General features: G+C 65.3%; 4 protein-coding genes. 1 reads left to right on the top strand and 3 read right to left on the bottom strand.

Annotated elements, in window-relative coordinates:
* The first annotated feature begins 140 nt into the window (after positions 1-140).
* On the top strand, positions 141-359 hold the full coding sequence (locus BM297_RS02975; RefSeq protein ID WP_092428142.1) for a hypothetical protein: 219 nt from the start codon (positions 141-143) through the stop codon (positions 357-359).
* On the opposite strand, the gene BM297_RS02970 is transcribed toward BM297_RS02975, so the two are convergent.
* The 3 genes from BM297_RS02970 to BM297_RS21385 form a co-directional block, all read right to left on the bottom strand.
* A complete protein-coding gene (locus tag BM297_RS02970) occupies positions 356-9,649 on the bottom strand; it encodes an LPD38 domain-containing protein (RefSeq protein WP_139231006.1) in 9,294 nt (3,097 codons plus the stop codon). The genes BM297_RS02975 and BM297_RS02970 overlap by 4 nt on opposite strands.
* A 152-nt stretch (positions 9,650-9,801) precedes the next feature.
* On the bottom strand, positions 9,802-11,340 hold the full coding sequence (locus BM297_RS02965) for a hypothetical protein (protein ID WP_092428138.1): 1,539 nt from the start codon (positions 11,338-11,340) through the stop codon (positions 9,802-9,804).
* 55 nt (positions 11,341-11,395) lie between these two features.
* Positions 11,396-13,447 carry a hypothetical protein gene (locus BM297_RS21385; RefSeq protein ID WP_139231005.1) on the bottom strand — a complete coding sequence of 684 codons (2,052 nt, stop codon included), beginning with the start codon at positions 13,445-13,447 and terminating at the stop codon, positions 11,396-11,398.
* Between the last annotated feature and the right edge of the window lie 7 nt (positions 13,448-13,454).

Genomic DNA, 13,454 nt, shown 5'->3' with positions numbered 1-13,454 from the left:
TTTTCCTTTCAAGCCACGGTGAGCAGTACGACAGCTCCCTCTCCTGCACCTTGCCAATCAGAAAAACTAGGGCCTGGCATCTCAGCTTGTTGCATGGCTACCCTCCTCCAGCCATCGCATCGCAAGTTAGGAGAATCCCCATGTTCAAGGTCTGGAGCAGCGCCATTCTCATGGTGCTCGGCATGGTTGCCGTCGTTCCCCAACCGCTCGCCGGCATGGCGATGCTCGGCGCCGGCATCTGGCTCTTCCTGAGCACCACCCCGAGCCAGCGGCACGAGGCATCCAGCCTCTTCTTCGGCCTCGCCCTCCTTGGCATGGCCATCACTACCCTGGTCGCTCTCGCCGACGTCCTTCTCTAGAAATCCTCCCCTGCCAATCGCGTGACGCGCTCGGCGACCCCGTTCGCCTGCCGCTGCAGGTCATCCAAGCGGACGCGCTTGGCGGCCGCATCCATCCCAGTGTCGCGATACACCCGATCCATCTTCTGCCGGATGTTGCCCAGTTGCTTGCGCGCCAGGCCCAGCGCCGGCCGGTGGCGCAGCTTTTCCCGGTTCGCCTCGAGCAGCATGGCGGCCTGCTCCAGCTTCCCCTCCTCTCGGTAGCTGCGGATGGTGCGGTGGAGCTGCTCTGCCTGCTGCAGCATGTCGTAGAACTCCGTCTGGTACTGGGTCGAACGCACCGCATCGCCCTGGTACAGCACCTTCAGCACCGGAATATCGCCGGCGATCAGGGCAGGCCGCGCTGCATCGCTGAAACCTGCGGCGATCAGGTTCGACATGGACAGCACGTAACCACCAAGCGTGCCGGTATAGCCCATCACCAGGTGGTCGAGCTGCTTCGGCGACAAGCCAGCGACCGGCCCGGTCACCTGCCCGAGGGCCCGACTCAGTGTGCTGGTGCGCTCGTCGTAGCGCGCCTCGGGCAGTTTGCCCTCGTCGGCCATGTCCTCGATCGGCATGTCGCGGAAGAAGTTGCGATTCGCCTGCAGCTCGCGGATCGGCTGGTAGAACTGCGGCACCGGGTTGAAGGCCAGGGTCTGGAACACGCCATGGGAAACGGCCTTGGCCAGATCCTCGCCGTCCTGGCTGCCGGTCAGCGCATGCAGCAGGCGCTCGGGTACCGTGCCGAAGACCAGCCCCAGCTCGAACGGCTTGGGAATGCGGAAATGCTCCTGGCCGAGGAAGATGTGCCAGTGCATGTCCTTGTCCCAGTCCTGCAGGGCCTGGTAGCGCTCGTCGTCATCGTTGAGACCGGCCAGCAGCAGGGAGAACAGCGCGATGTAGGCGCCCTTCATCGCCACCTCGCGGGCGAGCAGACTCTTGTCGCCCTTCACCGCCCGGCCCAGTTTGTACAGGCCCTGCAGGCGAGCATTGAGGAACGGCACGACGTCGGTGAACCACTGCGCCGCGGCGAAGTTGCCGCGCAGGCTGTAGTCCATCAGGTCCTTAGCTTCGAACGCGGCCTGGCGCTTCGACTTGCCAGCCGCGAGCGCCGCCTTGTAGGTGCTCAACCGGTTGGCGTTCTCCACCTTGTCGCCCACCTCTCGATACTTCTGCCAGCCCTGCTTCAGCATGGCTGCGGCCTTGGCCGGCGTGTTCACCAGGCTGCCCAGGTAGGCCTCCTGCTGCTCGCGCGTGAAGCCCTTCTTCTCCAGGGCCCGGCGGATGATCTGCGCCGAGGCCTCCGGGTCGGTGCCGTGGACATAGCCGCCCTGGAAGCTGCCGCCGGCGAACATCAGGTCGCGGTAGTCCTGGTCCTCGCGCAGGGCGTCGCGCATGCCCTTGATCGAGTCTTTGCCGAGGACGAACCCATCCTTGTTGATCATCCAGGCATGCGCCGCGTCGCGGATGAAGTTGCGCAGGATGAAATCCGGCGAGGCGGTCACACCCGTGGTCAAGATGCGCTTGAAGGCCCGGCCGATCTTGGTGATCGGGTCGTTGAAGGTCGAGCCCGCCATGAACTTCAGGCCGCGCAGCAGCGACTCGTCGTTGACCCGGTAATACTCGTTCTTGCCGGCGCGCTGCACGCGGATGATGTCCGGATCGGTCGGCGCCACCCGCGTCCACAGCTTCTCGAATCCCTCGTTCTGCGGCTTCATCAGCTCGTTGAGCACCTTCAGCGAATTGGCCCCCTCCTCCAGCCCCAGCATCTGCGCGGCCAGGCGCAGAGCCTTGCGGTCCTGGCGGATCTGCGCGGCGATCTGACTGCGGGAGATCAGCACCTGCTGGTAGCGAGGACTCTCGTCGGCCAGGTAATCGCTACCCTTGAGGTTGTCGACTACCTCCAGCAGTGCCTTGTTCTTCATGGCCGCATCGATGCGCTTGGTCCAGCCGGCCAGCATATTGCCCAGCAGATCGTTAGTCGGCAGCTTGCCGCCCTTCAGAGCCCTGATGGCAGCGGTCTGGTGGGACAATCCGCGCTTGGTGCGTGGTGCGCTGAACAGCCCCTCGTCGCCCTCCTGCTGGCGGTAGAAGGGCACGTAGTAGTCAGTTGCCCACTTCGCCCTGGCCTCGGCATCGATCAGGCCGGCCTGCTCGGCGAGATCCAGTACCGCCTCGTTCAGCTGGGCATACTCGCGGTAGACGCGCTCGAACAGTGCTTCCTTGCCGGCCGCCATGCCAATCAGCTCGGCAATGTCCGCGTCTGCCAGGTTGTTCTCGCGCCCCTCGGCCTTCAGCAGCTGGCCGCGCTTGCCGCCCAGCCAGGCGAGCCACGGCGTCAGGTTGTCCGGGCCAAGGTCGCCCAGGATCTCCAGCACGCCGCGGCTGCCCTCCTTGCCGGCGACCACGCCTTCACGCCACTCCGGCGCCGCGTAGTGCAGCACTCCATGCATCACGTCGGCGATTCCGCTGGCCATACGCGCGGAGACATAGCCCTGCTGGTCGACATCGGTGACACCCACCGCCTCTTCGGCGCGACGGATGCCGTCGAGGCCATCGAACAGCCCTTCCCGGGAGCGGGTGGCCCAGGCGCCGAGCACGCCCTGGAGGTCAGCCTGGGTCAGGTTGCGGATGCGATCGAGCATGCTCACCGCCCCCTCGCCGGCCAGTCCCAACTTGCGCAGCGCATCGCGGGTGTCGGGCTCGGCGGCCAGGCTGTAGAGGTTGTCGGCGCCGGCCTGATTCTCAGACGCGGCCCGCTCGCGCTGCAGCCACTTCCGCGACTGCTCGATCAGCCCAAGGATGTCGTTGTAGCTCCAGCGGACCTGCGGGTACAGCTTGCGCAGCACGGCGCGGACCTTCGACACGAAGCGCTGCAGCACGCCCGGTCGATCGCCCGACTCTGCCAGGTGGGCGATGATCTCCTCGGCCACCATCAGGCGCTGCCTGGCTGCGCTTCTGCGACTCAGCGGCGCCGCGTAGGCCTCGCGGATCTGGGCGATGCGCTGGCGGCCCTTGTCGGTCGACGCCTCGCTCGAGTAGATGCGCTCGAGGGTGGCATCCAGCTCGCGACCCAACACACCACGCACGCCCAGGTGGCCGACCATCTCGTGCACGGCGGTGTGCACCGCTTCGTCGAGGCTCTCAAGATTGTCGGCGACCAGGTACTGGCCATCCGGGCGGAACACGCCACGCAGGTTACCCGGCGCCACCCCGTCACGCTCGGCACGAGCCCTGACCGCCAGGGGAAGATCCTCGAAGGACTGCACCACCTGGATACCAGCCAGCTCGGGGGCAGCGGCGATAGCGTTTGCCACTGCCTCGGCCAGCAGGCGGTCGCTCTGTCCAGGCGCCCGCGTGGTGCGCTCGACTTCGGCGCGGAAGCCGTCACCCTCCAGCGAGTAGGCAGCTGCCGTCTGCACCCCACCATTCAGACTCTGCTCACGGTTGCCCACGACAACCTGCCGGCGTGCCTCGGCCAACAGCTGTACCAGATCGTTGCGAGTCCACTTCACGGCGATGTTGTCGCCGAAATTCTCGCGGATCCATTTGCGCAAAATCGCCACCAAGCGATCCAGCAGGCTGTTCTGGGGATCCGTCTCGGCCAGGTGTGCGACGTACTCCTCGGCGATCAGTTGCTCGGCCCGTGCCGAGCTCATCCGGGCAGCCTTCACTTGCGCCTGGTAGTTGCGCATCAGGCGCAACCGTTCGGCCTCGGGGATGTCGTTGAAAATGTCGCGCATCACCGGGGCTAGCCTGTCGCCCAGCAGCTGCTTGATCCCGCCGTGGCCGATGGCCTCGTGCAGCACGATGCTGACTGCCTGGTTGGTGCTGCGCAGGTTGCTGGCGATGATGTAGCTGGTGCTGGTCGCCTGGTGATACAGGCCGCGCACGCGCCTCTCCACGCCAGCGCGTTGGATACCGACGAAGATGTGCGGCGGCAGATCGGCCGGCGTGGCAACTGCCTTGACCTTCACCCCCTGCTTCTCAAACTTCGCGGCGATCATGCGGGCGGACAACAGGGGGATGCCCTTGGCGGGCACGCCCATCCGGTAACTGCTGCCGGCCTCGTCCAGGCTGAACAGCACCACGTTGCCGTCTACCCCTTCGCGGATTTCGACGGCATCGACCAGCGTCTGGAAGGCGCGATTGATAGCCGCCCGCTCCAGCCCGGCAGGGTATGGATAGTCCGGATCGGTCACCCCCTGATCGCGCTTGACCGGAGACACCAGGTAGTCGTTCTGGGCGCCGCGCTCCATCAGGCGGTCCAGCACGAAGGCCTCGAAGGACCGGGCGAACATCTCGTGTGGTGTGCTCCAGTAGGCCTTGCCCTTGCCGTCCAGCACCTGGCTGCTCTTGTAGAAGTTGGTGTGAACCAGGCGCTTCTGGAAGTTTTCTCGCTGGTCCTTGAGTGAATAGCCGAGACTGGACACGGTGTCGTGCATGTTGACGGTCTGAGCAGCGTCGAAGCCGATGGCATCCGCAACCGTCTTTACGTCGCCCGGGACGTAGTCCTTGTTGCGCTTGCGGCTCGGCAGCTCGACATACTCACTCTGTTCGCCAGCCAGGATGCGTGCCAGAGCCGCCTCGGCCTCGGCATTGCCGGCGACCTTCTCGGCCACCTGGTTGCGCTCCAGGTATGCTGCTTGCCGCCGGCGCGCCTCATCCACGCGCGTGGCGGCACGCTGGCGGACCTGCTCCTCGCCCTCCTCCATAGAGCGCATTGCGGTTCCGATGTTGGCGATGGCCGTGCGGATCTCGCTCCGCAGCTCCCCGGCGGCACCACGAGGCCCGATGTGGCTGGCGTAGGGCTTCTCCTTGCTGGCCATGCCACCCTGCACACCGAAGTAGTGATCCAGGGCGTGAGCCCACTCGTGGGCCAGGCTGCCGGCACCCGCATTGCGGGTCAGATTGATCTCGTTCACCCCGGGGACGAAGTGAGCCGCAAACTTGCCGCCATTGCCCTGGGCACCGAAGGCCAGGCCGAGCATGCCGTTCAGGCTCATGGCGCGCGGCGGCACACCCAGAACCTCGGCCAGGTCATGCATGGCGTCGAAAGCTCGGTTCAAGTGGCTCTGCCGCTCGCCCTGCGGCACGTACTTGCCGAAGTTCACCCCGCGAAAACCGAAAGTCTCGCGCAGCTGGTCGGCGGTCACGTCCTGCCCGGCCTCCCTGCGCTCACTGCCGGCACGCTGGATCTCGGCATCGGCCAGGGGCGTCTCTCGAACGGAAGGCTTCGCCTCCCGCTTAACGCTCGCGCGGGCCGCCTCGATCGCCAGCTCCTCGCTGTCGAAGCCGCTGACCAGACGGTTGCGCTTGTCCAGCAGCAGGAACGGCGCCCAGCTCTGCAGCTCGGCCTGGGCAGCAGCATCGGCCTCTGCCTGGGTAGCGAACTCACGGCGGGCACCCTCACCATCTCGCAAGGTGGTCAGATGGTTACGGCCGTCGAAGATCATCGCCGCGTACACGCCGCGCAGCTGCTCGACGCCTGCGGCACGCAGGGTGTCGCGCGCCAGCACACGGTACCCCTGCTTCTGCCAGGCCTCCTGCGATGCCGGCCAGCCGGCCTTGATGTCCTTCAGCGCCTTGCTGGCATCGGCCTGGCTCCACTGCATCGCCTTGATGACTTTATTGCCGATCACCTGCCCGCGGTCGTTGGCCAGCGTGCCGCGCTGGAATCGGCCACCGGCGGCGATCTCGGGGAAAACCGCGTCGAAGATCGGCATCGTGCCGGCCTGGCGGGAGAACGACAGAATGTCGCCGCTGCGCCGGGTCAGGCCGTTCAGCAGTTCGACGTGGCGCTCGCCATCCTGCAACAGTGCCTCGGCCGCACCGCGCACGCGCTCGACGACCTCGATGTAGGCCTGCAGCCCCTTGTCGGTTCGATCCTTGGGAGCAGCCGGCAGGGCGTCGTAGACCTGCTTGGTGAGACGGGCGACCAGTACGGCCGCATCGCGCTGCTGCTCGGGCAGCTTCGGCAGCAACTCGTCCAGGTAGGCCTGCCAGTCCGGCTTGGCCCAGACGCGGGCCTTGGTTACCAGCTTGGCGCGCAGAGCCTCGTTCTCCCCGGCGATCTGCTCCCACTTCAATCCACCGCCACGCCAGGGGTTCTTGCGGTTCCAGTACAGGCTGTCGCCGGTGTCGTCGATCTTCTCAGCTGCGGACATAGACCGACGCTTCGGCTTCTCGGGCCCGATCTCACCCGCCGGCACTTCCTGCGCTGGGGGCGGGGCATCGGCGGCAGGATCCTGCTGGGCAACCGGTGCCTCCGCTTGCTCACGCGCAGGTTGGGCGCCGAACAGGTTATTCTGCCCGCGTGCCGCACCAACATCCGCCGGCCGGTCGCTACCGGTCAGGGTGAAGTCGTTGAGCTCGGCATCGGCCTGGGCCTTCTGCTCAGCCTCGCGACGAGCCTCATTCTCGGCCTGCTCGCGGGCCTGCCGCTGCCGATCCTGCTCGGCTAGTCCTGCTTCGGTTTGCTGCTGGAGTTGGAAAGCCTCTCCAGTATTTTCTCCTGCAGCGCGACCTTCTCGGCCATCAGCCTGCCGTAGCTGGTCATCACGGCGGGTTGCGTCGGCTTCGGTGGCAAGTTCGCCATCGATGACGATTTCTTGCTGTTCTCGGGCATCTTCAATGGCTCCTTCAATGTGTTCGCTACGGGCGGCAATCGCCTCGTCAAAGGATCGCGCGTCAGCGGCGGCATCCGGGCCGTACTCGGCCTCGATGCGGGCGTACTCGGCCTCGCGCTCGTCGATGGCCCGGGCGACGGCCTCAGCATAGCGGTTCAGCAACTCCTGTTCAGCTGCCTCGATCTGCCGGGCGGAATCGGCGGCATAGCGTGGACGGCCGGACAGCTCGTCGCGGATGGCCTCCTGCAGCCAGGAGACGCCGCCATCCTTTTCCATCTCGCCGGCCGGCACATAGCCGTGCTGGTCCAGCAGCGAGGCCATGTCGTCGAGGCTGGTGCCGGTCTTGTCGCTCCACAGCGCGCCGACGCCGGGAATGTTCTTGTTGCCCACGGTGTCGCCGGTCGTGTCCTGCTTCCACTGGGTCGTGATGCCGCCGAGACGGATGGCCGCCTGGACCACCGAATCCCGGTCGCGGTCCAGGCTGCGGCGCTGGCCGCGCTTAGGGGCCTTGGGCTGGCGGCCGATGTCCATGGGCTGGGCGCCGGCATCCTGCGTGGCGCTGGGAAACTCGGCCACCGCCGGCAGCAGGTCACGGATCGGCGCCTGGAGGCGGATCACCCGCACGTCCCCACCGGCATCGCGCCTGGCGAGCCACTGGTGGTGGCCATCGAGCACATGGCCGTCGTTGGACACCAGGATGGCGCGGTCGCCGCCGGAGAAGCCCTTGGCCTGTGCCACCTTCTCCCGGGAGAACTCGGCCTGGGTAGGCTTGAGGCTGGCGGCCGGTACCGTCTGCTCCTCGTGCTGGATGCCCCGGGCGTTGAGGAAATTCACCATCGCCCCGCGGTGCTCGGCCTTGATCTGCGGCATCTCGGCGCGCGGAATCGCCAGGGTGCCGGACTCCTGGGCGAACTCGGACCACTCGCCGTCGATCTCCCGTCCGGCGATGCTGGGCGCTTTTGGCGGCAACTGGCGGATGGCGAAGGTGCCGCCCTGCTCCTCAACGGCATAACGCTCGGGTGCCGGGAGGCTGTTGCGGGCCAGCTCGGCGGCGCCGCGCTTCTTGAAGGTGGTGGCCAGGGCGCGCTGGAGACGCGGAGACAGTACCTCGCCTTCGAGGGTTTCGCCCTGCCGGGCCAGGCCCGGGCGCGGACTCTGCGCCTGAAGGTCACCGCCCAACAGCTCGCCGGTCAGCGGGTCGCGCACCGGCGTCATGCTCCCCTCTCGGTACTGCTGCGGCACTGCCTTGGCGTCAGTCAGCAGCTCACCCTCCAGCGGCTGCGGCGGTACCTGGTCGATACCCGGGAAACGGTCATAGGGATCGCTGCTGCGGTTGTTCGCCGGATTCACCCACGGATCGCGGGAGCGACTGGTGAAGCCGTTGCGGCTGGCGAAGAAATCGCTGCGTTGGTCGCCGATAGCGGGCTTGGCGCGCTGCGCTTCCTCGGCAGCCTGTTGCAGGGTCAGCAGCTGGCCGCTCAGCCGCGCACGCTCCTGGGCGAGCACCGGGTTCATGCCGCCCAATCGGGCGCGCATCTCGACGTTGGCGATGGCCTCGCGGATGCGGGCCTCCTCCGGACTGGACGGTGCAGACTGCTCCTGCTGGGCCTGAGCGCCCTGCTGCTCCTGCTGGTGGCCAGCCAGCACCTCGCCCTGGCCAAGCTGCTGATCAATGCGCGCGATGTCCAGCACCGGGATCGGGTTTGCCGGCGGCAGCATGCTGGCCGCCGCCGACAACGGACCGTTGCTCGGATCGGGGCGCTCGACCGGTACCGGTGTAGGGTTCTCGGCGGTCGGGATTGGCTGGATGAAGTCGGGGGCATCGGCACCGCGGCTGACAACCAACGGCGGGGGCTCGTCCGGATCGGTCACCGGCTGGGCTGACTCTGGCTGGCCTCCCTCGGCCGGCTGGCGGCGGCCCGACACAGCGCCAAAACCGGCCCCCATCGCACCACCAGTGACCAGACCCATGGCCGCGGCACCGCCGACACCCTCGCCAAGCTCGCGGTCCAGCGCGTAGTTCTGCAGCACCTGCTCGGCGGCCGACTGCGGCATCTCCTCGAGCGCACCCTCGGCCAGTGCACCGCCAGCGATGCGGGCCGGCATGGAGCGGGTCGATACGCCAAGGGTACCGTTCACCAGCGCGGTGTCCACATCGCCGAGACCGAGGCGCTGACCAACCTTGGCGCCCAGGCCGCCGATAGTTGAGCCGGCCAGACCAGTTCCTGCGGCGGCCAGAGCCTGCTTGCCGGTCAGCAGACCATCGTCCGTCTGTTGGCGGATCTGTTCAGCAGCGCCGCCGGCCATGACAGCACCCTCGCCCACGGCGCCAGCCACCAGCGGCGACACCTTCGGAGCCACGGCAGCAATTCCGCGGCCGACCACGCCGCCGGCCAGCATCGGGGCTGCCGACTCGACGACTGCATGCGGGATGACGCTCGGGTTTTCGGCGATGGCGCCGAGCTTGTCGACGAAACCGTCAGCCTGAGCAACCTGCTGGTTCGCGGCCTTCTGCTCGGGGCTCAGGTAGTCGTCGAGGATCTGCTTGGCCTCTTTCGGGCGGAAGCCGATACCCTCGGCTGCTTTGCCGGCACGCCCGCCGGTTACAAGGTCAGCCAGTCCGACAGCTGTTTCCGGCACGGCAATGGCGCCTTTAAGCAGGGAGATGCCGCCATCGCCCAGCACACGGCGGGCAATACCAGATTGCTTCGGCTCTTCAGGTCCAAGGAACGAATCAATGTCGGACCCGCCTGCTGCGCCGGAGCCATCCAGGAAGGAATCAATATCGCTCATCAGTTGTACCCCAGGGCTTTCAGTTGGGCGACCTTCTGCTCACGGGTCAGCTGCGGGTTGTCGCGGATGGCGATCGCCTTTTGGTCACTCGAGATGGCAGCGCTACCCTGCCCCCCTTGATCCACCAGCGGACGCCCGGTGCGGGCGTCTGCCAGATACTCCTCCTCGGTTTTGGCTCCGGTCAGCGGGTCGGCGCTGGCTCGCTTGAGCTTGATGGTGCCGCTGTCGAGTTTCTTGCCTGTCAGCTGGCTGTAGGTGCGAAGCAGGGATTCGCGCTCGGCCGCGTCCGTGGCTGGATCAGCTATGCGAGCGGACAGTTCTTCCACGCGCCGCTGCTGGGCCAGGGTCATGTCGCCTGCCTCGATTTCCTGCTGAGTACGCTGGCCTTCCAGCTGGTTGCGCTGCTCGGCGGCGGTCAGCTCGCGCTCGCGCAGACTGCGATCCATGCCGGCCTCGATGCCACGCTGGCGTAGTTCGCGGTCGGCGCGGTCGGACTCGCGCTGACGCAGGCCAAGGCGAGCTTGCAGGGCATCGTCCAGCGTCATCGGCCCACGATTACCGCTTATGCCGCTCGGCTCGTACTGCCTGAGCATGTCGATGGTCTTGGCGCGCTCGGCGTTGGCGCGCTCGAAGCGCTCGGCGGCCAATGCGGCATCGCCTGCGGCTCCTTGCGAAAAGGTGCCGATACCGTTGCCGATGTTGGCCGCAGACCCCAGTCGCGCGAACTCCTCGGCATCCGTGCGCACATTGCTGCCGGACGCCAGGTTGCGCGATCCGGCAGGCCCTTGTGGCATGGCGCGGCGATCCTCGTCGGGGATTGCCGGAATATCCACGCGCTCTCGCTGCGGACGCAGGCCGCCCGCTGAGAACTGCCGTCCCGCGCCCGCCTGCTGGTCGCCGGACAGGTTGCTGAACTCGGCTACGCCATCGGCATTCACGCGCCCGACGATCCCGCCATAGCCGACCTCGCCAAACTGTCCGCGCTCGACAGCGACGGGTTGCTCATCTGGTTGCGCGGCAGACTGCTGCGAGGAAGGATCTGCGGTTATTCCGCCAGCACCGCCTGACGCGACTACGCCGCCGCTCGGCGCCTTCAAGGTGTCAGGGATGGGCGCGGATGGCCGGGGCATGGCGCGCATCTGCTTGTCGTAGGCAATGCCCGCGTCAGTGGCGCGCTGCGCTGCGTCGAAGGCCATGATGCCGCCGGCCTGCTGCCGCGGCGTTGCGCCAGGCTTGGCAGCCTCTTTCGCGGGAGTGCTGTAGTCGAACGGACGGTCGTAGACGTTGGCATTGGCCAGCGCCTTGCCGATGCCCAACGGGATGCTGGCAATCGAGCCGGCAGCCGTGCCGACGGCATCGCTCACGCCCTGCTTGAACTGCTGCTGACGCTGGATGGAGCCCTTGCGCCACTCGGCGTCACGCTGGGCCTTGGCTTGCTCGGGAGTAAGGCCGATGCCGGCCGGGGCGCTGCCCTGGCCAATGATTTCTTGGCGACGCTTGAGCTGCGGAAGATCGCCGGGGTAGTCGCTGATGGCCATGGGGCGCTCCTGTAGAGAGTGCCCCGAGGCTATGTGACTGCCGGCAGTAGGCAAGCTATGCCGGAGGTTGCGGCGGAACATAGCGCGGCACCGCTCCTGCTCGCACAGACTCCAGCGGGCTGCCAAAATCGAAAACCGCAGACCCTGGCGGCGCGCTGGCAACAACTCTAGGCGCCCCAAGATTTTCTATTGCATACAGCTGCGCCGAAGTTGGAACCCCCTGGGTATAGCGGTCAACCTTTGACGTGGCGGTCAGGAATAGCGTTGCATGCTCGGTGATTGCTCCGCTATCAGGATCAACCTTGCCGGCCTTTGCGCAGGTTAGAAAAACCATGTCCGATCTGGATACGCTCATAAGCGTTCCAGACGATGCGACTTGCGCGCCAGTGCTTGCCGAAAACACCTTGATGCTTATCGGGAGATAATCGCTGTCATATTCGCCACCCTCGATGCCTCCATCAATGAGTGCGCCCTGTGTCGCAACAACAACAGCAAAAAGACCTGGCGCGTATGCACAATAAGGCAGCATCTTTCCCTCGCCCTGGATGTAAGAGACTGGAGCGCTGCCACCCAAGCCAAGTTCGACTTTCTCGCCGCCAGGACCAACAAGAACCCACTTGGTAGCATTAAATGCTTCGCCTGGGGTGAATTGCTTTACTGTAACCTTGCCCTTTGTTGGCTCTCTGAATACCGCCTGGATCATTACGCCAGACCCCATTTCCTCCTCGACGGTTCCGTTTGTGCTTTCGTAACACTGTTTCTGGTACATCGGCCGATCAATAAAGCCAACCTCGCCGGGATCTGGCGGGGTCATGATGAACTCTGGCGTGTACGCTCTGCACAGGAGTCTTGGCTTTCCGTCGACTGTGCTGACGCCAAATACCGCCCGGTAACTTGTTTCATTGCTCCGCGTAATATCGGTGGGATCTGTGGTGCCGTTGGATAGCTCAATCTCATCCGTGCTGCCGTCAGCGTGCGACACCACAAGCACCGTTTCATGGTCGTAGGCAGGGAGGTAGTACGACTCCTCGGGCCATCTGTGATAGGCATTAGGCCATACCCACATATTGCCCTTGAACCGGGTTATCGCCGAGCATATTGGCCCAGCATCCCAATGGCCTTCTGGACTCTGCGGACATGGCGTAGTGTCCTCGCTCGACGCAATGAAGTAGGCGGTCGACACCTGGCGGTGATTGCTCCTTCGGTGAAGGATGAACATGGCATCAGCGGCAGAAGGGTCCGTTTCAAGGTCTTCATCCGACACCTTGAATCCGGCATTCTTTGCCCAGGCGACGCCGAGCAGGCTAGAGTCCGCCCAGTCTTTTTGGTGCTGAACAACGACCGAGTAATAGCTTGATCCTTCCGCCTTGTTCAGCTTGTACCTGAAACAGGCCGCATGATCTCCCCCGAAAGGCTCATTGTTGAATGCCGAGCCAACAAGAATCCCGCTGCTGGCGCCCCACTCAACGCCGGCGGCAATAGCGCCCTGGCCAAATCCATCCATGAAAGGCCAGGAGATTGCGATGAGTCCTGCGCTTGCAGGGTTTTTTATCCCGCTAGAGTGCGAAATCATATGCTGATGGTTGTTCAGGCCGGTGTATGCAGATCCGGACGCCATTGCTCCGGTGCATCGAAAGGCGGCGATATAGCTTGTGTAGCTTGATACCTTAATGAATGCTCCGGCAAAAACCGATGAAGCAAGCCCGGCAGGAACGGCCCCGGTCACTAAAAGCCCGGTGCTCTGCCATGCCAGGTAGCCCGCTGAGAATGAGTTTCCAGGGCGCTTTACGGTTAGGTCTGGGTTTGGCTCCTCACTCCCTTCTTCGGCCTGGTACGGCCACCCCTCCTGGTTCACAGAAGTCGTCCAGACGACAGGCTTCCCCTCGATGGGCTTGTGGTAGAACTCGCTTGAAATTGACCCGACCAGCCGTGGCGGGCTTACCACCTTGACGACTACGTTCTTGCCGTCGCTGGTCGCGTGCATGATGTAGCCGCCGACAACGATTGTGCGGACGCCCTTGCGATTTCTCAGGGAGTTTGCCAGGCGCTTCGCGTAAGGCCGCATTAGCGCGGCCCTTCGTGAGACTGGCCGGAAGATCAGCGCCATTCTGCGC

Origin of the sequence: Geopseudomonas sagittaria, assembly GCF_900115715.1 — a bacterium.
GTDB lineage: Bacteria > Pseudomonadota > Gammaproteobacteria > Pseudomonadales > Pseudomonadaceae > Geopseudomonas > Geopseudomonas sagittaria.
The sequence above is the reverse complement of the archived record's forward strand: the minus strand, read 5'-3'. Positions and strand labels throughout refer to the sequence as shown.